The sequence below is a fragment of the Pirellulales bacterium genome, from assembly GCA_036490175.1.
Classification (GTDB): domain Bacteria; phylum Planctomycetota; class Planctomycetia; order Pirellulales; family JACPPG01; genus JACPPG01.
Genome location: DASXEJ010000272.1, coordinates 34060 through 57818 on the forward strand (window position 1 = coordinate 34060; position 23759 = coordinate 57818).

The 23759-nt window shown below is 61.4% G+C and carries 21 protein-coding genes; 6 read left to right on the plus strand and 15 right to left on the minus strand.

The window, feature by feature from the left end:
- The first annotated feature begins 288 nt into the window (after nucleotides 1–288).
- The 5 genes from VGG64_20480 (at nucleotide 289) to VGG64_20500 (ending at nucleotide 8315) form a co-directional block, all read left to right on the plus strand.
- Nucleotides 289–3471, plus strand: coding sequence for a PSD1 and planctomycete cytochrome C domain-containing protein (locus tag VGG64_20480; protein ID HEY1601991.1), 3183 nt, complete (start codon nucleotides 289–291; stop codon nucleotides 3469–3471).
- Between the two features lie 23 nt (nucleotides 3472–3494).
- The gene (locus VGG64_20485; protein ID HEY1601992.1) at nucleotides 3495–4964 is read left to right on the plus strand and encodes a DUF1501 domain-containing protein; all 1470 of its coding nucleotides are present in this window, start codon (nucleotides 3495–3497) and stop codon (nucleotides 4962–4964) included.
- A gap of 503 nt (nucleotides 4965–5467) precedes the next feature.
- On the plus strand, nucleotides 5468–6460 hold the full coding sequence (locus tag VGG64_20490) for an endonuclease/exonuclease/phosphatase family protein (protein HEY1601993.1): 993 nt from the start codon (nucleotides 5468–5470) through the stop codon (nucleotides 6458–6460).
- Nucleotides 6461–6564: 104 nt separating this feature from the next.
- Complete coding sequence (locus VGG64_20495) at nucleotides 6565–7392, plus strand: hypothetical protein (protein ID HEY1601994.1); 828 nt, start codon at nucleotides 6565–6567, stop codon at nucleotides 7390–7392.
- On the plus strand, nucleotides 7389–8315 hold the full coding sequence (locus tag VGG64_20500; GenBank protein HEY1601995.1) for a hypothetical protein: 927 nt from the start codon (nucleotides 7389–7391) through the stop codon (nucleotides 8313–8315). Before VGG64_20495 ends, VGG64_20500 begins: the two co-directional genes overlap by 4 nt.
- Before the next feature lie 56 nt (nucleotides 8316–8371).
- Here VGG64_20500 and VGG64_20505 read toward each other — a convergent pair whose 3' ends face one another.
- The 3 genes from VGG64_20505 to VGG64_20515 all read right to left on the minus strand — a co-directional run bounded on the left by VGG64_20505 (nucleotide 8372) and on the right by VGG64_20515 (nucleotide 11827).
- Nucleotides 8372–9661: a hypothetical protein gene (locus VGG64_20505; protein HEY1601996.1), complete on the minus strand. Its 1290-nt coding sequence runs from the start codon at nucleotides 9659–9661 to the stop codon at nucleotides 8372–8374.
- Nucleotides 9662–9752: 91 nt separating this feature from the next.
- Nucleotides 9753–10835, minus strand: a complete 1083-nt coding sequence (locus VGG64_20510) for a hypothetical protein (protein HEY1601997.1) — start codon at nucleotides 10833–10835, stop codon at nucleotides 9753–9755.
- Between the two features lie 335 nt (nucleotides 10836–11170).
- Nucleotides 11171–11827: a DUF1080 domain-containing protein gene (locus VGG64_20515; GenBank protein ID HEY1601998.1), complete on the minus strand. Its 657-nt coding sequence runs from the start codon at nucleotides 11825–11827 to the stop codon at nucleotides 11171–11173.
- Between the two features lie 302 nt (nucleotides 11828–12129).
- On the opposite strand from VGG64_20515, the gene VGG64_20520 reads away from it, so the two are divergent.
- The gene (locus VGG64_20520; GenBank protein HEY1601999.1) at nucleotides 12130–14328 is read left to right on the plus strand and encodes an ABC transporter permease subunit/CPBP intramembrane protease; all 2199 of its coding nucleotides are present in this window, start codon (nucleotides 12130–12132) and stop codon (nucleotides 14326–14328) included.
- Between the two features lie 8 nt (nucleotides 14329–14336).
- On the opposite strand, the gene VGG64_20525 is transcribed toward VGG64_20520, so the two are convergent.
- From VGG64_20525 to VGG64_20580, 12 genes are all read right to left on the minus strand, one after another.
- A complete protein-coding gene (locus VGG64_20525) occupies nucleotides 14337–14783 on the minus strand; it encodes a DUF5658 family protein (protein HEY1602000.1) in 447 nt (148 codons plus the stop codon).
- 107 nt (nucleotides 14784–14890) lie between these two features.
- Nucleotides 14891–15277 (minus strand): hypothetical protein, encoded by a 387-nt coding sequence (locus VGG64_20530; protein HEY1602001.1) that lies wholly within the window; start codon nucleotides 15275–15277, stop codon nucleotides 14891–14893.
- Entirely contained in the window at nucleotides 15274–15813 is a 540-nt protein-coding gene (locus tag VGG64_20535; protein HEY1602002.1) for a hypothetical protein, read from the minus strand. Before VGG64_20535 ends, VGG64_20530 begins: the two co-directional genes overlap by 4 nt.
- The gene (locus VGG64_20540) at nucleotides 15810–16241 is read right to left on the minus strand and encodes a prepilin-type N-terminal cleavage/methylation domain-containing protein (protein ID HEY1602003.1); all 432 of its coding nucleotides are present in this window, start codon (nucleotides 16239–16241) and stop codon (nucleotides 15810–15812) included. The genes VGG64_20535 and VGG64_20540 overlap by 4 nt, the downstream gene beginning before the upstream one ends.
- A gap of 16 nt (nucleotides 16242–16257) precedes the next feature.
- On the minus strand, nucleotides 16258–16719 hold the full coding sequence (locus VGG64_20545; protein ID HEY1602004.1) for a type IV pilin protein: 462 nt from the start codon (nucleotides 16717–16719) through the stop codon (nucleotides 16258–16260).
- Nucleotides 16719–17813: a type II secretion system F family protein gene (locus VGG64_20550; GenBank protein ID HEY1602005.1), complete on the minus strand. Its 1095-nt coding sequence runs from the start codon at nucleotides 17811–17813 to the stop codon at nucleotides 16719–16721. The genes VGG64_20545 and VGG64_20550 overlap by 1 nt, the downstream gene beginning before the upstream one ends.
- An 18-nt stretch (nucleotides 17814–17831) precedes the next feature.
- Nucleotides 17832–18164: a PilZ domain-containing protein gene (locus VGG64_20555; protein HEY1602006.1), complete on the minus strand. Its 333-nt coding sequence runs from the start codon at nucleotides 18162–18164 to the stop codon at nucleotides 17832–17834.
- Between the two features lie 96 nt (nucleotides 18165–18260).
- Entirely contained in the window at nucleotides 18261–20039 is a 1779-nt protein-coding gene (locus VGG64_20560) for an ATPase, T2SS/T4P/T4SS family (GenBank protein ID HEY1602007.1), read from the minus strand.
- 8 nt (nucleotides 20040–20047) lie between these two features.
- Nucleotides 20048–20812 (minus strand): hypothetical protein, encoded by a 765-nt coding sequence (locus VGG64_20565; protein ID HEY1602008.1) that lies wholly within the window; start codon nucleotides 20810–20812, stop codon nucleotides 20048–20050.
- A gap of 1 nt (nucleotide 20813) precedes the next feature.
- Nucleotides 20814–21356, minus strand: a complete 543-nt coding sequence (pilO, locus tag VGG64_20570; GenBank protein ID HEY1602009.1) for a type 4a pilus biogenesis protein PilO — start codon at nucleotides 21354–21356, stop codon at nucleotides 20814–20816.
- Nucleotides 21353–22876, minus strand: a complete 1524-nt coding sequence (locus tag VGG64_20575) for a hypothetical protein (protein HEY1602010.1) — start codon at nucleotides 22874–22876, stop codon at nucleotides 21353–21355. Before VGG64_20575 ends, pilO begins: the two co-directional genes overlap by 4 nt.
- A gap of 146 nt (nucleotides 22877–23022) precedes the next feature.
- Nucleotides 23023–23499, minus strand: coding sequence for a type II secretion system protein (locus VGG64_20580; protein HEY1602011.1), 477 nt, complete (start codon nucleotides 23497–23499; stop codon nucleotides 23023–23025).
- Nucleotides 23500–23759 lie beyond the last annotated feature (260 nt).

The following is a 23759-nucleotide window of genomic DNA, read 5'->3' on the forward strand; positions in this document are numbered from 1 at the left end:
GACGGACCCTTGTTTGGGTGCCATGATTGGCTTTTCCAACCATGCCGTTTAGCTGTCGACGACTCTGTGAATTGTCGATAGACCCAAACTTTCACAGCATCGTCGGGTACGCTCGCCCGGGGCACCCAAGTTGACTGAATAAAAGAGCCAAATGCTGGCAACCGTACGGTTGAGTTGGGGACTGCTGCCCGAGTAAACTGCTGGTAGAGGCTCTTCGGGGGTTGTTTGTCCGCCGAGGGCCTCCCCCACCGCGAATGCCTTCCTGCCCATAGTCGAGGATCACGCGCTATGCGCTCTCGCTTTTTCTGGATCACGATTCTGGCCACGATGCCATGGGCATGTTCGTGGCAAGAGGCCAGCGCCGACGAGGCCCCGGCCCCCAGCCAACCCGCGGAGAACACCGCCGCCAAGCCTTTGGCTTACAACAGCGATATCCGGCCGATCCTGTCGAACAATTGCTTCAAATGTCATGGCCCGGATGCTCGCGAGCGCAAAGCCGAATTGCGGCTCGACATTGCCGCCGAGGCGCGCAAGCCGACCGCTTCGGGAGCCATCGCCATTGTTCCCGGCAAGCCGGACGAGAGCGAACTGGTGGCGCGGGTTTTTGCCACCGACAAAGCGGCCCTCATGCCTCCGCCGGATAGCCACAAGCAACTCAGTCCCCACGAGCGCGATTTGCTGCGCCGCTGGGTGGCCGAAGGGGCCGAGTATCAGGCGCATTGGTCGTTCATCGCACCTGCCCGCGCCGCGGTACCGACGGTCGCGCACACGACCTGGCCGCGCAACCCCATCGATCGGTTCATCCTGGCACGGCTGGAAAAGGAAGGGCTGCAGCCTTCGCCCGAAGCCGATCGCGCGACATTGTTGCGCCGGCTGTCGTTCGATTTGACCGGTCTGCCGCCGACGCCGGCCGATGTGCAGGCGTTCGTGCTTGATAATCGGCCGGACGCTTATGAGCAGGCCGTCGACCGGCTGCTGGCTTCGCCCCACTTTGGCGAGCGGCTGGCGCTTGATTGGCTGGACGCGGCGCGGTTCGCCGACACCAACGGCTATCACATCGACAACGGACGCGACATGACGCGTTGGCGCGATTGGGTCATTCAATCGTTCAACGACAATCTGCCTTTCGATCGCTTCACGGTCGAGCAAGTGGCCGGCGATTTGTTGGAAGGGGCGACCACCTCGCAGAAAATCGCTAGCGGCTTCAACCGCAACCACATGATCAACTTCGAAGGGGGCGCGATCCCCGAGGAATATCACACCGCGTATATCGTTGACCGTGTTAACACCACCGGCACCGTGTTCCTGGGCATGTCGGTCGCCTGCGCGCAGTGCCACGACCACAAGTACGACCCGGTCACGCAGCGCGACTATTACCGGCTGTACGCGTTTTTCAACAACCTGCCGGAAAACGGCCTCGATGGCCGGACCGGCAATTCGCCCCCCTTCATCAAGCTGCCCAACGACGAGCAGCGGCAAAAGCTCGATGACCTGGTGGCCGGGATCAGCAAAACCGAAGCAGACCTGGCCGGCCCATTGACCGATGTCGACGCGGCCCAGCTGGCATGGGAAACGGAAAACAGTGCGCGCGGCCCCGTTGTGTGGCGCGCTGTGCAACCGGAAAGCGTGGCCGCGCAAGGCGGCGCGACATTTACACGACTCGACGACGGATCGTACCTGGCGACCGGACCGAATCCGGCGGCCGACGTGTATACGATTATGCTCGGCGGCGCAGCGGCCGTGGGCGCGCCGCCGGCAAGCGAAAAACCAATTACGGGCGTGCGCCTGGAAGTGCTCGCTGACGACAGCCTCACCGCGCGTGGCCCTGGCCGCTCGAACAATGGCAACTTCGTCCTGAGCCGATTTGGATTGGCGCTCGACCAGGGCTCGAACGCGATGCAAGCCGTGAAGTTCAAAGCCGCACAGGCCGACTTCAGCCAGAAGGAATATGGCGTTGAATTGGCTATTGATGACAAACCGGAAACCGGCTGGGCCATCCATCCCGAAATCAGTAAGCCGCACACGGCCACGTTCGCGCTCGAGCAGCCCCTAGCACTAACGCCAGAAACGCGGCTGTCGGTCACGCTGGAGTTTCAATCACAATTCGCCCAGCATCAAATCGGACGTCTGCGTGTGTTGGTGACGGATGCCGTGGATCCGTTCGAACCAGCTACGCTGCCCGATGCGGTGCGCGGCGTGCTGGCCATCGCGGCTGCGGATCGCAGCGACGCGCAGAAATCGGAGCTGCGGACGTATTATCGGGATAACGTCTCGCCGCGCATCAAGGAACTCAAATCACAGCTGGCCGAGCAGCGGAAAAGCCGCGACGCGCTAGACAAGGCGATTCCCACTTCGATGGTGATGCAAGAGATGGAAAAGCCGCGCGATACGTTCATGCTCGTCCGCGGCCAATACGACAAACGGGGCGACCAGGTCGTACCGGGCGTGCCCGCGTTTCTGCCGCCGCTGCCGGCCGGCGCGCCCGCCAACCGGCTAGGGCTGGCACGCTGGCTGGTCGATCCGGCGCATCCGTTGGTCTCGCGGGTGGCGGCCAACCGGCTTTGGCAGATGTTTTTCGGCACGGGGCTGGTGAAGACGGCCGAAGATTTTGGCCTGCAAGGCGAGCTCCCCAGCCACCCCGAGTTGCTCGATTGGTTGGCCGTGGAATTTCGCACACCGTCCACAGCCGGCAATGCCTCGGCCTGGGATGTCAAAGCCCTCGTGCGGCTGATCGTCACCTCGGCCACCTATCGCCAGCAATCGACCGTGCGGTCGGAGTTCTTGGTTCGCGATCCAGAGAACCGGCTGTTGGCCCGCGCCCCGCGCACGCGGCTGCACGCGGAGTTCATTCGCGATCAGGCGCTGGCCGTTAGCGGATTGTTGAATGAGAAGATCGGCGGCGCCAGCGTCTCGCCGTATCAGCCGGCCGGCTTGTGGGAGGAACTGGCCTTCCGTGCCGACGGTTCGAATTGGACGGCCCAGACATACACGCAGAGCCACGGCGCGGATTTGTACCGTCGCACGATGTACACCTTCTGGAAGCGCACCTCGCCGCCGCCGACTTTGGTGACGTTCGACGCGCCGGATCGCGAGACGTGCCTGGTCCGCCGCTCGACCACGAACACGCCGCTGCAAGCGTTGATCTTGTTGAACGACCCGACCTATGTCGAAGCTTCGCGCAAGTTGGCCGAACGGATTCTTGTCGAGGCGCCCGCCACGACCGAAGAGCGAATTGCCTTCGCCTTTCAGCTGGCCACGGCCCGGCCGCCATCCTCTGCGGAAACGGCCATATTGCGTCGCGCGTTCGAGCAAGAGTGGGCCGCCTACCGCGCGAACCCAGCCACGGCCGAAAAATTGCTGACCGTGGGAGAAAGCCCGCGCAACCAGAATCTGGACGTCGCCGAGCTGGCCGCCTGGACCACGGTGGCCAGCATGATCTTGAATCTCGACGAGACCGTGACCAAGGGTTAGAGCGAGAAAGTAGAGCAAGAAAAATGAATCAACATCGCGAACACGAATTGCTCCTCACCCGACGCCACTTTTTCGGTCGCACGGCCACGGGCATTGGCACCGCCGCCTTGGCATCGCTATTGAATCCCGAGTTGTTCGCCGCCGCGCCGGCGCAGCCGAGTCTCGCCACACATGGCCTGCTGCCGCTATTACACTTTGCGCCGCGCGCCAAGCAGGTCATTTTTCTGTTCATGTCGGGCGGCCCGTCGGCGATCGACCTGTTCAACTACAAGCCGAAGCTGGCCGAGTTCCACGGCCAGGAACTGCCCGACAGCGTGCGCCAGGGGCAGCGGATCACAGGTATGACCTCGGGGCAGAAGTCGTTTCCCTGCGTCGCGCCGATGTTCAAGTTCGCGCAACATGGCCAGTCAGGCACGTGGGTTAGCGAAGCGCTGCCGCACACGGCCACGATCGTCGATCAAATTGCCGTGATCAATTCGCTCAATACCGAGGCGATCAATCATGATCCGGCCACGACCTATATCCAGACCGGTGCGCAACAGCCGGGTCGCCCCAGCCTGGGCTCGTGGCTGAGCTATGGCCTGGGCAGCGAGAACCAGAACCTGCCCTCGTTCGTGGTGATGATCTCGCAGGGAAGCGGCAACAAGACGGATCAGCCCTTGTTCTCGCGGTTGTGGGGAAGCGGTTTTATTCCCACGCAGCATCAGGGCGTGCGCTTTCGATCGGGCGACGATCCGGTGCTGTATATATCGAATCCGCCCGGCATCGATGCGGCCACGCGCCGGCGCATGCTGGACGGCGTGGGCGATTTGAATCGTCTGGCGGCGCAATCCTTCGGCGATCCCGAAATCAACACCCGCATCGCGCAATACGAGATGGCGTTCCGCATGCAGTCGAGCGTGCCGGAGCTGACCGATTTTTCGGACGAGCCCAAGAGCATTGTCGACATGTACGGAATCGACGACTCGGGCATCGATGGTGGCTTCGCGCGCAACTGCTTGCTGGCGCGGCGGATGGTCGAACGGGGTGTGCGGTTCGTGCAACTCATGCACCGCGGCTGGGACCAGCACAGCAATCTGCCCAAGCAGATTCGCGGTCAGGCGAAAGATGTCGATCAGCCGAGCGCGGCGCTCGTCAAGGATCTGAAGGCGCGCGGCCTGCTGGACGAGACCCTGGTCGTGTGGGGCGGAGAGTTCGGCCGCACCGTCTACAGCCAAGGCGCATTGACCGCCGACAATTACGGCCGCGATCATCATGGCCGCTGCTTCAGCGTGTGGATGGCCGGTGGCGGGATCAAAGGTGGTGTCACGCACGGTGAGACCGACGATCACTGCTACAACATCACGCGCGACCCGGTGCACATTCACGATTTCAATGCCACGATTCTGCACACGCTGGGCATCGACCACACGCGCCTGACCTATCGCTTTCAAGGGCGCGATTTCCGCCTGACCGACGTCCACGGCAATGTCGTCACGAACCTGCTGGCATGATGCGGCAAGTTTCTTTTTTGCAGGATGCGCATTCGCGTGGCGTTCTCGACGGGCTTATGCGTCGCCGGGCTTAAATGCCGCACTTTTATAAGTTAACGCCGGGCCGAGTGCCTGGTTTTTTGATTTGGCTGTATGGGTGTCGACTGCCGGTTGGCATATTGTTGCCTCGCGGCCGGGGCGGCTAAAGTAATCTGTAGCTGCGGGATCCGCTCTGAGACCGCGGCTGAAAGCCGCCGGGGCACCCGAACTCCCTTGGCGGCTTTCTTTATGCGCTAAGGGATTCTCTGCTTACACCTCTCGCCGCAGGCGAGACGGCTGCAACGGCCTGCAGGGCGTTCTGCGAGTCGTCACTTCCCGGCATCCTAATACTCGCTGGGAGTGCCGCGGCTCGGTCGATTGCTTCGATGCGGCAAGATTGTTTTCGAGTCTAACGATCCGCTATGCTCATCCGTGCTTTCGTTCGTACGAAGATCGCCGATTGAAGCCGCTACGTCAAGATCAGCATGCCCGAAAACCGCGCCTCAACTTGTCCTGCCGCGCGTGCGACGCGATTGGTTTCTCGACGCGTCTTTGTTGCAATCTGCCTCGCCGCGTTAGCCTTGGCGACCGGCGGCATTCCGCTGCACGCCGCCGAAGGGATATCGCTGCGCGTCATGTCGTTCAACTTGTGGCATGGTGGTGATGCCGGCCGGCAGCCGCTGGCACAAACGTTGGCGGTCATTCGCGCGGCCCAGGCTGACGTTGTGGGCCTGCAAGAAACCGCCGGCCTCGAGCGCGACGGCCAGCGCCCCGATAACGCGCAGCGCGTCGCCGCCATGCTCGGCTGGCACTATCACGACCAGGGAGATCGCACGGGGGTTATCAGCCGCTATCCAATCGCCGGCGCCACACCACGCGAGTGGGGCGTGCAAATCGAATTGCCCGACGGGCGACGCGTGTGGCTCTTCAACGCGCATCTTGCCTACACTCCCTATCAGCCGTATCAGCTGTTGAAGATTCCGTACGAGAACGCGCCGTTTGTCGATGACGCGGCCGGCGCAGTAGCGGCGGCCGAAAAAGCCCGCGGCGGCCAGGTCGAACGACTGCTGGCCGAAGTGCGCGCCGTTGCCGCACAGGATGTTCCACTGTTCATCACCGGCGACTTCAACGAGCCCTCGGTGCTGGATTGGACGCCTGCCGTGGCGCGCGCCGGCCGCTGTCCTGTGGCGGTGGAATGGCCGTCGACCCGCAGCGTAATGGCGGCCGGCTTTGTCGACGCGTATCGCCAACTGCACGCGGATCCGCTGGCCGCGCCAGGCTACACCTGGACAACCACCACGGCCGAGGATGACCCCAAAGATCATCACGACCGCATCGACTTCGTGTTCGTGGGGGGTCGCAAAACCCACCTCAAAGCGGCGCAGATTGTTGGCGAAAAGTCTGATCGCGCCGATATCGTGGTGGCACCCTATCCGTCGGATCATCGCGGCGTGGTGGTGACGGTCGCCTTGCCCTAGCGAGGGCGCCGTGCTCCGCGAGCATTTGGTTGCCGTGCCACGACCGGTGGGGGACAATGCGTCGACCTCTTAATTGTCGATCCCTTGGGCGGCGGAAGACCAAGATGCTGTGGTTCTGCCAAGAACTCGACCGGCGCGATCGCGTGTTGGCGCGCATGGGTTGGTTTCAGATCGCGCTCTTGGCGCTGATGCTCGTGGCGATGGTGTTCGATCATCGCACACTGCTGGGTCTGAACGTCTGGATCAAGCCCAGCAAGTTTGCCGTATCGATCGCGATCTATGTTTGGACGCTGGCCTGGTTCATGCCCTACCTGACCGGCGTACGTTGGGCCAAAGCGCTGATTCGCTGGGGCACGGTCGTGGCGATGGTGACCGAGATCGTGTGCATAGCGGGCCAGGCGGCGCGGGGTAAAACATCGCATTTCAACCATGACTCGGAGTTCGATGGAAACGTCTTCGGCATGATGGGGCTGGCGATCGCGTTCAGCACGCTGCTGGACGTGCTGCTGTTAATCCTGTTCTTCGTCCGGAACGTACCGCTGGCCACCACGTATTTGTGGGGCATTCGCTGCGGAATCTTCGGTGCCATACTGGCCGCCGGCGTCGGTGTGATGATGGCCGGCAACGGCGCGCATTCGGTCGCTGGCCAAGATGGCGGGCCGGGGCTGCCGATCGTAAACTGGAGTACCCAGTCGGGCGACTTGCGCGTGGCCCATGCCTTGTTGTTGCACGCTTTGCAGATTCTTCCGCTGGCGGGTTTTGCCCTCAGTCGTGCGCGCAAGCCCGCCACGCCGCGCGGCGTCATGGCCGGATTCGTCCTTCTCACCACGCTTTATGCATTGCTGTGCGCCGCCATGTTTCGGCAAGCCGTCGCCGGACGGTCCCTTGTCGGTCGATATTTCTCGGTAACGGAGCAGAGCGAGACACTATGAGGACGACAGCAAGATCACGCGCGGCAGCTATTACGTGTCTGTCTCTGTTGATGACGCTGCTTTGTGCGCACACGTGGGCCGTTGAGCCGAATAATGCCGCCATCTTTACGATGAAGCCCGACGGTTCCGATGTGCGGTTATTCGTGGCCCTGCCGGGCAAAATCTGGAACGGTTCGCCCAGCTATTCTCCTAACGGCAAGCGCGTGGCCTTCGACGCCTCGATGCAGGTCAAAGGGGGTTCGGCGAGCCATGTCTTCGTGACCCGCGTCGACAGTCCGTTGGAAATGGCAGACGATCTGGGGCTGGGCAATTGTCCGACCTGGTCTCCCGATGGCACGAAGCTGCTCTTCGACGTGCAACGGGGAAATCCCGCCAATGCCAAGGTAGGCATCTGGATCATGAACGCCGATGGCACCGACCGCCGCTGGTTCTGCGCCGGCGAACGCGGCCGCTGGTCGCCCGACGGAACGCGAGTGGCCATCAGCGCGCGCGACGACGGTCCAAGCCTGTACATCGTCACGCCCAGGTTTCGCAAGCGCATCTTGTCTGAAGAGTTCGACCACATCATCGGCGCCACCTGGTCTCCCGATGGCAACCAACTGGTATTTATCGGACAGCGCGATGACCAGGGTGTGCTGGCCACGATCAGCGCCAAGGGAGAAGAGGGCTCGTACGCCAAACGTTGGGAGGGAAGAATCGGCTGGCATCCCAGCTGGTCTCCCGACGGCAAGCAGATTCTGCTGTGGGTCAAAGACGAAACTGGCGCCTCGCGCCTGAATCTCATCGACGTAGCCGGCACTGAGGGTCCGCAAGAGATTCCCGGGCAGCGTGTCTGTTCTTACAACTCGGACGCCACCTGGTCCCCCGACGGCGCACGCATCATCTTTACCAGCAATCGCGCCGTCGAGGACGCGAATCCGTAGCGCCGGTATTATGCTGCCGGCAACGAATGTCGCCGGAGAAACTGCACGGTCCGAATTCAATCACCCGCTTTGACCGTAAACGGTATCGCGGCGGTTTCCGTCTCGATGCGTTTTTGAATCGGACCGAAAGTGTCGACGTCGAATGCACGGCCCACGGCATTGCCGGCCAGGTCTTCGAGCGCCACGTCTGTCACCAACTTATAATCGCCGGCCGACCAGGGCTGTTCGGGCGTGAACTGCCAGCAGGTTTCGCCGTCGCTAACGTCGACCGTGCCGTGAATGGCATCCCCACCGGCATTCGTCACCGTCAGCATGCGATTCACCAACGCATGTTCGAGAGACTCTGGAAAGTGCACCACCAGCGGATCGCGCGTGCTGGCCTTGGGGGACGTGATCTTCCACGTGGCCAAGTCGATCGGAGTGTCGTCGGGCGGCAGCACGTGGAAATCCTTGCGTGCGGCGGCCGCCAGCTTCTGTCCGTTGGCGTCGAGCCAATCGTCATCGATGACCAGCGTATAGTCCTGGCCCTCGACGAGCACGGGCCCCAACTGTTCGCGCGGTAGCAAACCGCGCTTCACGCGGGCCGGATCGCAGAGCAACGTGAAGCGGCGCATGGCCGGGTCCCACAATTCCTCGCCCAGTTCGAGGAACACCCCTTTCATTTCTTTTCCTTCGGCGTCGAGCAGATGAATACGCTGATACGCCTGCCCACGGCTCATCGGGCCGGAGAAGTGTAAATAAAACTTGAGCTGATTTTCGGGCAACTGATCGCTGCTGGGATAAATCTGTTCGATCTGGGTAGGGGGCTGGGGCCGTGCCGCCGCAGTGGAGAAGTAAAACGTCTGTTCCGCATCCGGTTGCGCAGCCGACCCATCGGCAATCAGCGCGCGATTTAAAACGACGCGAAAGCGCAGGCCCCTGGCGAGCGGATAGCGCGGCGTGAATCGCAGCGCGTCGCCGACAACGGCCAGGTCGCCCGCCACGGGCGGGATATCGTCGTCATCATCGCCGTTGAAGACATAGATGCGCAAGACATCGGGCCGGCGCGAGGTGGCCTGCTGCTCGAACGCCCGGAGCTCGGTCTCGGCGAGTCTCAGGACATCGACGCTGGTGGTGGGACCGTCGCCGGTCCAATTCAAACGAAACGCCGGATCGCGCAAGCCGGCATCGCGCGCCGCGACCGTCTCTTCAACTTGGGCATTCGTCTCTGCGTCAGCCGGTGCAGCCGCCGCATCGACCGCCACCGGCTGCTCCTTGTGCGGCGCAGTGGCGGAATCGCAGCCGACGGCAATACCAACCAGCGCGTAGAAGGCTAGCGCCTGCCAACGAGTTGGCCAAATATGCATGGCAGTGCCAATTTTTATTGCAGCAACTACTCGGGCTGGCACGTATTTGGCTAGCCTCGAATGACGACGATAGATTTCCGTGGGTCGCTGCCTACGGCAGTTCTACAGCCCGCAAGCTGAAGCCGCCGGAATCTGCGCCTACCAGCAGGATCGCATGATCCTTGTCCAGACGATCGAGTTGCTCGACCTTCTTGTATTCCTCGATCGTCTGATACGGCAGGCCGGCCGTGTCCGCGATGCGGGCGGTGATGGCGTCGATCTCGGCGACCGTAGCCAGTTCGACTTTCATCAGGCCGCGCGCGTTATTGGACATCAGCAGCCAATCCTTGCCCCCCTTGCTGTACACGACCATGTCGAGGGGACGATTGTGATTGCCGAGTTCGGCGACGGTCTTGCCCTTGATCTTGGCGCCCGGCTTCAGCTCGGCCAGCGGAAACTTCACCAGCGGCGTGCAGGTGTAGGCCGCCATGATGGTGGGCTCGCCCGCCACCTCGAAAACCGCGAACGTGCGGATCGGTGCCTTGGTCTCATACTTGCCGTGCGAGCCGTGATAGATTTCGACGCTGGTTCCCTTGTCGACCGTCGTGAAGGGGAACGGAACAGAGCGCAGTTGCGAGGAGAATTCTTCGTTGGACAAGCCGGCCACCAGCACCTGGCCGCCGGTGAACTGCATATCCGTGGTTACGTTCTGGCGTTGCTTGTCTTCCGGAGCGTCCGGCAACGCAACCTTCGAATACAAAACGTCGTCGAGCGGGAACTCGCTGAGCTTACCGGCCGAGTCGACGCGCAGGATCACCGGCTTGGCATCAGGCCCGCGACCGCGCCCCACGGTGAGGAATGTGCTGCCCGTCTCGGGATTCACGGCCAGATCGTTGATCGAGATCTCGCCCGTGGAGGTGCCCAACAAGGCGGCAATCTTCTCATCGATTTTTTCAACGTTCAAGGGCTGAGCAGGGCTGCCCGCCGGCTTGTCATCGGTGGCGATGGCGAAGAGCGAGGCGCCTTGCGTATCGCCGACGAGCAGAATCCCTTGCGGGGCGAACGTGGCGGGGCCGGCAGATTTCAGCTCGGGCGCGCCGCGCTTCATACCCACGGTCAGATTCGCGGCATGACTCGGACTCAAGAACGCCGTCACCAAAAACGCGGTGGCCAGCAGGCAGATGCGCGTCGACATGGCATTACTCCTAAATGGCTGTGTAGATTCCTGGACGTGAATGTTCGCGTCGCTTAACGGCCGCCGCTCTAAAACATGGCTTTGGCAGACGTCGAGCAAACGCCGCTGTCGAGAAAACAATGTCAGGCGACACTGGCCCAACCCAGCCCGAACAGAACGAATGTACCCGCGCGGCGCGGCGCCGTCCACAAAGTGCTGCCGCGTGCTCATTGTCGATCAAAGGCATGTCGCCTCGAGGCCACAAAGCCCGCTGTTAATCGGGCGGTTCGCCATTGAATTGCATCTTGCTGGCACGTAGTAGCTTACCGGCCCGTTATCTGGCGCGCAAGTGCGTTCTACAGTTCCTGGATGCGAATATTTCGCCAGCGCACTTCTTTCGGCTCGGTTTTATTCCCCACGCCGTGAACCTGTAGCGCGATGAAGCCGCTGGGCGTGAGCGAGTCTTTCAAATCGGCCGCCGGCACGCCATTGAGCCAGGTCTTGAGAGAATCGCCACGGCATTCCACTCGCACCGCGTTCCACTCGTTTTGGCGGAAGGCCTTGCGGGCGGGTTCGTTGTCTTTGAGATCGTTCAGCCAGAGGCGCCGCCCTTCGTCGTAGATGCCGCAAGTCCAGGCGCGATCCGAGGGATCGATCTCGACCTGGTACCCATGCACGCGACCGGCCGGAATCTTCAATGTCTTGCCGTCATGCTGAAGTTCCTTAGGCTCGTCGAAACATTGGCTGCGAATCTGCACGCCCGAGTTCAGGTCTGGGGCGACTTTGAAGTCCAACTCGAGCACGAAGTCGCCGTAGTCGCGATCCGTGCAGAGGAATGAATTACCGGTGTTGGGGACGCTGCTACCGATGATCTGATCGTCCTCGACGCGATATTGCGCCGCGCCGCCGCGCTGCTTCCAACCGTTGAGCGTCTTGCCGTCGAAGAGCGGGCGCCAGGCGGGCTCGTCGGCCTGCGCGCGCGATGCGGCAGAGATCATGATTGCAAACAACATCGCAACGCCAAAGTATTTCACAGCCATCGTTGTGGGCCCATCAAGGTTTGCAGTGTCCAAGAGCTTCGCCAAGCGATTATCGCGCCCGCCACTTGCCGCCACAAGTCGCGGCAGCTAATGACCCCAAGGTGTCGGTGCTAGGCGGACGGGCAGCCGCCGAGATGCTGCCGGTGGAACAAGTCCTACAGTCGCACCTGGGTCGCCAGGCAGCGCCCTGTTTTCCGCGAGATTTCCCGTTTTCCGCCGGCGCCGGACGATTACGCTGGGGTCATGGCCTTGATCGCGGCGTTGTCTGAGATGTCATGAACTGGTCGAATGTCAGACTGATATTGCAGCGGGAAATCCGCGATCAGTTGCGCGATCGCCGCACGCTGTTCATGATCGCCGTGCTGCCAGTTCTGCTCTACCCCTTGCTGGCGATGAGCTTCTTTCAAGCCAGCCAATTCTTGCGCGAGCAGGATGTTCCGGTGCTGGTTATAGGCGCACCGGAACTAGCCGACTTGCCCCCCTTGATTGAAGAGGGCCAGTTCGCCGCCAAGCTGCTGCCGCATCGAATGCTGCGCTTGACGTCGCGACCGTCGCAGGCGGCCAGCGATACTTCGGCAGGCGACACTGCCACGGCCGATCCGGTAGCCGCGGCGCGCCGCGAACTGCAAACAGGAAACTACGAGGTCGTTGTCGTCTTCCCGGCAGGGTTCGGCGAGCAACTGGCCGGTTTCCGCGCCAGCATTCTGCACCACGGTGAGGGCGACAGTGCCGGCAGCCCTGTACGGATTCCCAAGATCGAGATCTTTCCGAACCTCGCCAAGGACTCTTCGCGGATTGCTTACCAATTAGTGTCCAACGTGCTGGATCGCTGGTGCGACCAATTGGGCGCGCGCAATCTTGCCGATAGCCGCATCGCGCCGGTCGCCGCGCGGCCGTTTGAATTGGCCACGCAAGATCTGGCCCACAGCGGTCAGCACGCGGCCGTGTTGTGGTCGAAGATTCTGCCGCTGGTTCTGGTGTTATGGGCGTTAACCGGTGCGTTCTGTCCGGCCATCGACCTGTGCGCCGGCGAGCGCGAGCGGGGCACGCTAGAGACTTTGCTTTGCAGCCCGGCCGAACGCTGCGAGATCGTGTGGGGCAAGCTGCTGACCGTCTCGTTGATCAGCATGGTGACCGCGATGGTGAACCTGGCGAGCATGGGGGTTACCGGATCGATCGTCTTGCGGCATTTCCCAGAGCTGGGCGCGCCGCCCGTGGCCACGTTCGCCTGGCTCCTGGTGGCGCTCGTGCCTATTTCGATACTGTTTGCCGCCTTGTGCCTGGCGCTGGCGGCATTTGCCCGCAGCACGAAGGAAGGGCATTACTACCTGATGCCCCTATTGCTGGTAACGATGCCGCTGTCGATCCTTTCGATGGCACCGCAAATTGGCCTCACCTTGGGGACCAGCCTGATCCCCGTGACGGGCATGATCTTGCTGCTGCGCGCCGCGCTCGAGGGTGAATATGCCGTGGCTTTGCTGTACAGCCCTGTTGTTGGCTCTGTCACGCTGGCTTGCTGCTGGTTGGCCATTCGCTGGGCGATCCGGCAGTTCAGCAGCGAATCGGTACTGTTTCGCGACGGCGAACGGTGGAATCTCTGGCTGTGGCTCAAACACGTGGTGCGCGAACGCGGGCCTCGGCCCAGCGTCGGCGGCGCGCTGTTTTGCGGTCTCGTAATTGTCACGCTCCGTTTCCTGCTCAGCTTCTGCCTCCCTGCGCCGGAGGGCTTGCGCGATTTGGAATGGCTGGCTGTCGCCACGCAGCTACTCGTCATAGCCTTGCCGGCGCTATTGCTGACCCGGCTGCTGGCACGCAGCCCTAGGGAAACCTTCTCGTTACGGCTGCCGCCGCTACGCATGTCGTTGGCGGCCGTAATGCTGGCCATTGTCATCCATCCGGCCATTGATGTGCTGCAAGCCGTCATCATGCGGATCTATCCGCTGGACGACCGCCTGGCTGTTGAGCTGAGCCGCATGTTTTCGGCCGGAAACGATCTCGGCATTTTGCTGTTGGTCTTGTGCGTACTTCCGGCGCTGTGCGAAGAGCTGGCGTTTCGTGGCTTCATCCTGTCGGGGCTCAATAGCACCGGCCGCACGCAAATGGCGATCGTCGTCAGCAGCATTTTCTTTGCGGTCACGCACGCGGTCTTGCAACAATCGCTGATCGCCGGCGCCTTGGGGATCGTGCTCGGGTATCTGGCCATCCAGTCCGGCAGCATACTGCCGGGGATGTTGTTCCATGCCGTACACAATGCACTGGGCATTTGCTTGCAGCAGGCTTCGACCGTGGCGGGTTCGCGCTGGTACTGGGTCCAATGGTCGCTGCGCGACGTAGCCGACGAAGGCTTCGCCTATCGCTGGCCGCTATTGGTCGTCAGCGTTCTGGCGAGCGGGCTGATCTTGGCGCGCTTGCAGCGCGCCGCGCGCCCGGCGGCTCCCCGATTCGTGGCGCCTGTGTATCAATCGCTGGCCTGAGGCCGCGGCTACTGCAACTGTCTCAGCAGGACCACTTGATACGCGATCAATAGCGCGTACAGCGCGGCCAATATCGGCACCAGGTGGCGGATCCGCGAATGCGTGCCGAACAGCACCAACAGCGGCAGGCCAGCGGCGGCCAGCACATATTTGCCGATCAAGAAATGCACGGGCCCCCAGGCGAGTAGCGCATGCATTACAGGATTGGCTTCATGATAGCCAGCTTCGATCAGCTCGAGCGTCAGAAACCCATCGACCAGTGCGCAGGCCAGCAGCACCAGGATTGGCAATATGGTCGCGAGAGAAAACCGGTCGACGATGTGCCGCTGCAATCGGTCGCAGGCGCGTCGGATGTGACGGCGTTCGCCGCGAAAGAACGTCGCATCCCAGACGCTCGTCGGCGCTCCTCGTCGATCGGACGCGGTCCGCCGCTCTTCTGACCCAGCGCGATCCATGTCATTCTCCGCCCACATTTTGCACGTTGATCGGTGATGTCAATTTACTAATGCTGTTTGTTTCTTGGGATAATAAGCCCTGGCCGGGCGTGCCCGATTGCCATCTATCAGGAGGGGGGCGTCGTGGAGGTGAATAATAGCGGCATCGGCGCGGGGCTTTCGTTGTCGGCCGTGGGCGCGACCTGCACTGACCAGTTGCCGACATCCTGCGTGGCGAAGGTGACGGTAAACGCCTGCGGACCGCTGGAGGTGTTGATCGACACGCCGCACACAAAAGGATTAGTCGGCGGATAACCGGTCTCCAGAAGTTCCAACGCTTGGGCCAACGCCGGAACGCAGCCCGCGTCGCGTGTGACCGTTTGCGCGCGTGCCGTCTCGGCGCGAATCAAAGATCCGAGCTGGCTGTAGGCCAACGCCAATACTGAGAAGAACATAACCAGGAACGCGAGCACCAAGAGCATCGCGTAACCGGGCCTGTGCGGTTTGCGCTTCATGGTCTTTTGGCGATCATGGTGTAAGTCTGCGAAATACCCCGATAGAAAAACGACAGCATGATTCGCAGATCGCCGCTTTGGTCTTCCACGGTCAGACCCGAGACATTCTGCGCAGCGACATATTCCACACCGGTCGCCTGATTCGATCGGACCAGCGTATCGCCGACGACGGCATAGACAACCACCGTGTCCGGCAGAGTCCAATCGGCCACGAGGTTGGGATCCGTGGCCGAGTCGAAGCACAGCATAAGCTCGACATTGTCTGGGTAAGTCCAGCCGACAAACTGATTCGCCAGCTTCACGCCGGCCGTCCCTTCGGGCAAGCAACCTCCCAGGTCGAGCGACAGGCAAGCCAGCGCCAGGTCTGCCTCTTGCGCGATGTGACAACGAGCGGCATTTTGCAGCAACGGGCGCCCCAGACCGATCCAGGCATTCGACAGCAACATCGAGAGCAGCACCACCAGACCGGTGCTGATCGTGACTTCGACCATGCTGAATGCCCGCCGGTGGCGATGGCGGCCGTATCTCTTGGTCATGGCTGCGTCGTTTGTATCGTGATGAAGGCTGTGATGGTCTGGTTGGTCAGCGACCGTTCGAGAGACTGAATCTGCACGGTATTTTGGGTCAGGGTTTGCGTGTCGGCCGGCAGTATCGTTCCCGGATCCTGGTCGGCCAGCGCCGCGGCCGCGCCCAGCTTGCGCGTCCAAATATCGGCCGTGGGAACAAGGTAGTAGACCGACTGTGGACTAAATCTTTGCTGCAGATTTCTCAACTGCTTCGTATACATAACCATGTACGGGCCCAGCCCAGCCAGCGCAATGCCAAACAGCACCAGAGCCACCTGGACCTCGACCATCGAGAAGCCGGCCTGACTGCGCCACCGGCGCGCGCGGCACCATCGCGCGTGCGGCTGGTGCCGTCGCGCGCTGGCGGCAATCGTCGCAGATGCTGTGTTGCGATTCATGGTCGAGCGCATTGCGTTAATAGCTGAGAACAATATTCGTCACCCCGGAACCCGACAGGACGCCGGACATCGATCCACTCTGATCGATGCAGAAGGCGCCATTCCAGGTCTGGTTCGCCACGCGCATCGCAGAGGCCGAGAACGTTGTCGAAGTAGCGTAATCGACTTCGTAGGTGTAAAAGTTCTGATCGGAAATGGAAGAATCAAGCAGGTCCAGCGATTGCAAGGTTGCCAGATCGACCGCATAAGTGCGATTCTCAAGCCAATACAGCCGCTGCGCCGACCAAATGGCGCGCAGATTGGCGGACGCAATATCGGCCCGCGATTGTTCCAACGCCTGATGAAACGAGGGGACCGTCAACGAGGCCAGGATGCCGATGATCACCGTGACCATCACGATCTCGATCAGCGAGATGCCCCGCCGTGGCTGTACGCCAAGTCGCCGGCAGCGCCGTTGGATTGTGAAACCATCTCGCATTAGTGCACCTTGCCGGCCATTTCGAACATCGGCATGTAAATCGACAGCATCAGCGCGGCAATCGTGACACCCATTCCGGCAATGATGATCGGCTCCAGCAGCTTGGTGACCTTGGAAATCAAACCTTCCATCTTTTCCTTGTAGAATGGAGCCAGCTGATCCATAACTTGAAAGAGTTGCCCTGATTCTTCGCCGATCCGCACCATGTCGGTGATCATCGAGGTGAACAGGCCGGTTTCTTCCAGCGCCACGGCCAACGGCCGACCGCCGGCGACGCGCGCCCGGGCCCGGTCCAATCCGTCGCGATAGATCGGGTTGGCGTGAAATACTCCCGACAGCACCGACATGGTCTCTAACATGGGAATGCCGCTTTTCAGCAGCAAGGCAATGTTCGAGGCAAAGCGGTACATCGCCATTTGCACGATCAATTCGCCGACCATGGGCAGCCCTAACCCCACTCCCAAAAACTGGCGGCGTCCTTGTTCGGTTTTCAGATATTGCCGGATGCCAAAGATCGCGGCGCCGACGGCCAGCACGATGTACAGGCCGTAAGCCACGATAAAGCCCGACGCGTCGACGACGAATTGCGTCATGCCGGGCAGCTCGGCCCCCATGTCGGAAAACATCTTGGCGAACGTCGGCACGACCAGCCACAACAGCACGGTCACAGCGGTGATGGCAACGCCGATGAGGATCATCGGATACATCAGCGAGCCGACGACCTTCTTGCGCGTGTCGCGCGATTCGCGAATCTGCTTGTTCAACTCCAACAACACCGAACCCATTTGACCCGTGATCTCGCCGGTGCGAATCACGCCGATCCAATGGTGCTCGAAAACCTCGCCGTGGCGCTCGGCCGCGGCATTGAGCGTGCTGCCGGCGGCAATGCTCGAGGCGATCTCCTCCAGAACCTGCCGCATTTTCAAGCTGGGATTTTGCTCGGCCGAGATGCGAATAGCCTGCATCAGCGGCGTGCCGGAATTGACCAGCGTGGAAAGCTGCTGAAAGAACGTCATCTTGTCGTCGAGCTTGATCTTTTTGTGCGGTTTGCTCGACACTCGCGCTCGGGCGATAAACCAATCTTCAAATGCCATATGCTGTCGTTCCTGCTGCTAGATCTTCATGATGCGGCGCATCAGTTGCGGGCTGGCCGAGGCACTGAGGGGTTCCAGAAACTCCACCCCCAAGCGATTGACATCGGCGTCTGCGTCGCAACGAGCGACCCGGCCACTGACTTTGTTCACGGTTTCTTTTCCCGACCCATCGCGAAGCGTGAAAGACAACGTCACCATGCACCCTGGCGCCAGGGCCCGCGGTGCGGCCAGCCCCACGCCCGCCAGGCTGATGTCGAACGAGTGCGCCTCGAAGGTCGGACCGTCCGGCAATGCCGTCAGCGACACATCGCAAAAGAACGGCACTCTTTCAAAACGTCTTCGTTCGTTCATGGCGACATCTCACCTCTAGAAACACTTTGTCGCTTTCAACGTCGTAGCAATGCTTCACTTCCCAGACGTCCCGTTTTCACGGTTGCTCGTTTTCCATCATTCCTTGGCCATCGCGATCGAGAGGGCTTCTTCCAGGCTTGTTATTCCTTGGCGCGCTTTGTCCAATGCGCTGTCCCCCAGCATCTTCATCCCTTCGCCGCGCGCGGCTTCGCGCAGCTCGGGCAGGGGCGTGCGCTTTTGAATCAATTCGCCCATGTTGCTGGTGATGCGGACCACCTCGAAAACGCCCACGCGGCCGCGGTAGCCTGTACCGCGGCACTTGTCGCAACCTTTGGCGCGAAAGATTTCGTGTCCTGAGTCGAATCCATACAGGCGGCTGGTCGCTTCATCGCACTCGTCAGGCTGTTTGCAGTCCTTGCACAGCCGACGAATCAATCGCTGTGCTTCCAGCACGCGCAGCGTGGCGGCCAGCAGAAACGGTTCGATGCCCATGTCTTGCAAACGACTGACGGCCGACAACGAATCGTTGGTATGAATCGTCGACAGCACGAAGTGCCCGGTCAGCGCGGCCCGCAGACAAATTTGCGCCGTTTCCTGATCGCGCACCTCGCCGACCATGATCACGTCGGGATCTTGCCGCAACAGAGCGCGTAGCACGCTGGCAAACGTCAGGCCGACCTGCGATTTCACCTGGATTTGGTTCATGCCGTCGAACTTGTATTCGACCGGATCTTCGACCGTGCAGATGTTAACGTCGGGCTGGTTGCGAAAGTTCAGGCAGGCGTAGAGCGTGGTGCTTTTCCCGCTACCGGTCGGACCGGTTACCAGCATCAAGCCGTGCGGCGACTCGATCGACTCGGTCAGGTCTTTGGATTGGCGCTCGTCGAATCCCAGCCCGGTAAGCTGCACTGGAATGGCGGCTTTGTCCAAAATACGCATGACGATCTTCTCGCCCCACACGGTTGGCACCGTGCTGACGCGCAAGTCGATGCGCTTCTCCGCCGTTCTCAGACCGATGGCGCCGTCTTGAGGAACCCGCTTTTCGGCGATGTCCATCTTGGCAAGAATCTTGAAACGCGAAACGACTGGCAAATAGACCGACTGCGGCGGGGAAATCAATTCGTGCAGCACGCCGTCGACCCGGATGCGGACGCGGCACGTTTCCTCGAACGGCTCGATATGGATATCGCTGGCCCCCTGTTTCAACGCCTGTTCGAGAATGTCGTTGACGATCTGGATCACGCGACCCTCGGGGCCAGGCGGCAGAGACTGATCCAGGTTCAGGACCTCTTCGTCATCCGCAAACTCATCCTCATCGTCGTCGACCTCGTCAGGCGCCATCGGCCGGCCGAGCTTGGCCGCCTGCTTGCCCGGCGCCGCGTCATGCTTGATCGTTCGCTTCTTCGCCTTGTGCGTACTGTTCGCTGAGAAGTAAATCTCGATCAGCGTCTCGAGCGCCGTGCGCGCGGTTATCACCGGCCTCACCACCAGACCCGTCAGAAACTCGATCTCGTCGACGATCAATAGACCGTCGGGATTGACGAAGGCGACCTCGATCGTTTCCGCGTCGACCGCGATCGGCGCGATCATTTGGTCGCGGCACAGCTTCTCGGGCAGCTGCCGCGCCACGGTGCGATCGATCGTCGTCACGTCTTCCGGCAGCGCGAAGATCGGCGCGCCCAGGTATTCGGAATAGACCTCGGCCACGTCTTGCTCTGTGGCCAGCCCCTTCTCGACCAGCAACGTTTCGACGGTCCCCCCTTCGCCGGGCTGAGCGTTGCGCAATTCCTCCGACTGCTCCGGGCTGAGCAATCCCTTGTCGAGCAACAACTGCACGACTGTGGGCAAGGAGTCATTAAGTTCTGCTATGGGCATGGTGCACCTTAGTGCGTCGCTTCCAAGAGTTCGCGGGCGCGATCCGCCGCCGCTTTTCGCTTCTCGCCCGAGGCGGGCGCGTGGACGTCGGACTCGGTTTCCTGCGGCGGCTCCTCAGCGGCAATTCTGTGCTTCTCGACCGGGGCTTCGTGCTTGACTGCGGGCGGATCACCGCCTGGATGCACTGCCGGAGCGTGGGCCTTGATCGAGGCCCGCGCCGGAGTATCTTTGGTCGGCGACTCGTGGCTGGCATAGGCCAGTTCCGCGTGGCGACCGTCGATGCTCACAATCACCCGATCGACCTCCACCCGCGCGACGGAAGCCGCCACGGCCGTTGGCCCTGCCGGGGTAATCTGCTCTCCTTCGCTGTACAGCAAGCCGTTGATCACGGCCATGCGGCGTTTGCCGCGAACGTACGTTCCACTCAGCACCAGCCCTTCGATGCGCTGTACCGGCGCCCCTGGTTGCCGCGGCTTGTTGCCCTGCGCGGCCGTTGCGGGCGCTCCTGGCGCGGTCGTGGCCTTCGCTTGCTTGTCAGGTGCGCGCGGCGCCGGCTCGGGCGGCATCTCGACGGTGGGCGGCGCGAAAGGATCGCGCTCGAGATCCGGCGCCGCGGGGGGCGAAAGCAGCGCCGCGGTCAACTCAGGCGTCTTGGCGGCCGCTTTCGCCGGCGGCGCCATCACCGCTGGCGCATCGAAGTGCGACCAGCAGAAATAACCCATCGCGCCTGCCACGACGCCAATCGGCACCAACTTGGCGACTCTTGTTGACATATCAACCCATGATCCCCACCACGGTCAGACTCACCATCAGCATTCCCTTTCCGTTACGGACGGGTTGAATGCTGACCGAGTCGATCCGGATGAAACGGTCGTTGGTTTCCAGCCACTTCAAGAAGTCGTTGATGTCGCGCAAGGCCCCTTCCAGATCGATTCGCAGAACCACGGCCTTGTAGGGGCCGACATCACGCACCTTGTCGGGGTCGAGCGTCAGCAGCTTCAAGGGAAACTTGCGCACGCCACCCAGCACGTATTGAACCCATTCGTTGGTGTCTGACTTGGCCGGCAAACGATCCTTGAAGCTCTTATATTGTTCGCGCAGCTTGTCGATATCGCGGACGACGTCGAGCCGCTTTCGTTCCACGGCCAGGTTCTCGCGGCTCTTGTCGATCTGGGCGCTCAGCGGTCCGTAAATTCCCATATAGGCCACGGCCAGTACGGCACCGGTTAACAGCACGCGCAACTGGTTGGCATTCTGGATGCGGCGGCCGCTCTTCTTTTTGTCCGAAGGACGACGCTTGCGCGGGGAAACGCTCACTTGTGCGCCTCCTTGCCGGCCGGCTTCGGCGCCGCGGGTCCGCCTGTGGTGGCTTTCGGCAGGCACACGACCGTAAACATGGCGGTAGGTTTTTTATCCTTGGTGTTCGGCTGGGTGCATTTAATGTCTGCCAGCTCGACCAAGGGAAAGTCCTGCTGCAACATCGGGTGGCCGCGCAGCGCGGTTAAAAAACCATCGATCTCCTTCGGCGTGGCGCCGTCGTCGCCGATGGGCGCTTCGGCCCGCACGCTGAACGATTTCTTGGTCTTGCCCTTCGTGGGATCGTCGAGTTCGCACACCCCCTGGAACATGGTCAGCGTGGCGTTCTCGGGCAGCCGGCCGGCGATGTCGTACGTGTACCTGGTCCACAACACGCGACTGCCGACGAATTTCTGAATCGCGTCGACCTTCTGCGTCAGATCGCGTTGTTCCTTGAGCAGGTCCGCCTGCTGCTTCGGAACGGCCCACGATCGTTTAGCGAGCTCGGCGCGCAGCGGCGCGACTTCTTTGCGCGCGTGGTGCGATCGACCTAGCATGAACAACGCCATGCACAGCACCAGCGCGACCTGCACGGCACATTCGCCCAGGGGAAATATCTGCCACAACGAAGGGCTGGGCGTCAGCGATTGCGACAGGTCGACCACTTCGCTGGATTGCTCACCCAGGCAGCCCACAGCCAGTCCATAGGCCACGGCTTCGCCGGTCAGCTCGGGCCCCTCGCACCATGAGACCGTAGCTCCGACCTTCTGCGCGAATTCGTCGCGCGTGAGCTCGCCGCGCAGATCGGCGCGGCCGTGTACGACGACGATATCAAGCGGCGCATCGATGCCAAAATGGCTGACCAACGTCTGGCAGGAGCGGATTGCCGAGCAGAGGGCCGGTAGCTCGTTGCCGCTGACCAATTTGAACGGTTTCCACAGCACGCACATCGTGCCGGCGGTGACCACGGCCAGCGCCTCGCGCTGGCCCAAAAACAAACGCAGCGCCGGCTTGGACCTGCGCACGCGACGTTTCGTGATCGCCACCCGCAGCAAAGCAAACGGCGCCGGCTCTGTCCGGAAGGGCTGCACGTTGCTTTCGCGCAGCGTCTGCAATAGATCGAACAGATACTCGCGGCGGCAGGAGACCACGCTGGCCAACTTGCGTTTGCCAAACTCGCCCTTGACGACTTGCACCGACAGCTCGTCGATACAGACATTGGGGGATTGCAGCATCTCTCGCAGGACGGTTTGCGCCGAATTGGCTGCTCCGCTGGCGCTTAGCGGTCGCGTCGAGAAGAAAACCCGCCGCGTCGGCACGCCGACGGCCACAGGAACACCGCGCTTCTTGGGATCGACCAGTGGCTTGAGAAGTTGCGCGACAACGTCGTCTAGTTGATCGGCCGCATACTTCTGGCTGTGACGCGCAAGTTCTACCAGGCCCAGCGGTGTGCTGACCACCTTGCTGACGAAGACTTCATCCTCGCCGACATACAGGCCGAGGCCCTTGTAGGGCATGAATTTGGCCAGCAGCGCTTTCACAGACCACTCTCGCGTAAGGCAAGGTATGTGCTTTGAATTCCAGCATCTGAAACTCAACCGACTGTCACGTGGGCGAAAAAAGAGGGCGGCTGACGAATCAGCCGCCCTCGGAGCCGTCGACTCAAACTAAGCAATGCACAGCAGGACTAGCTCCCGCTGCCGCTGCCACTGCCGCTACCGGAAATGGTGGCACCGCTCGGATTGATGTCATTCGGGATGGTGCTGTTCGTGGTGTCGAAACCCGACTCGGTGAAGATCACCGTGTAGGCGCCGTAACCCGACGATGAACCGCTACGCGTCAAGGTCGAGCTCCACGAGTTCTCGAGGCTGCCCGTGCTGCCCGCAACGGGATCGGCAACGGTGAAATATTGGGGGGCGGGAAAGCTGATGTCGAGGTTGAGAATCGCGCTGGCATAGGTGCCGTTTTGCGATTGGTAGCGTTCCTGCGAGTCGCGAACGGCCGACAGGTAGTTGAACGCTTCCGCGGCCTTCGAACGCTCGACCGACTTCAGGAAGCGCGGCACGCCGAACGATGCCAAAACGCCGATGATCACGATGACCACGGCCAACTCGACGAGGGTAAACCCTCCACGTGACAACTCAGACGACGGTCGACGACGCATGTGTTTCTCCTTTAACTTCCACAGCTTGGTGCGTGTGGTTGCCGCGCGGAGCGGGACGCGACGGGAACATCCCGTGCAATGGCGTCCATCGACCTTCCAGCCGCATGGGTACGACTTGAAGTGTTAATCTGCTCTCCGCAATTGCATGTGCAACGCTAGTAAAGTCTTTAGGCCAATACATTGGATTGTCAATTTTCGTGCTGGCAATTCGCCGCTTCACGTCCGCGCGAATGAAACAATTCGCGCACGCGGCTGGCACC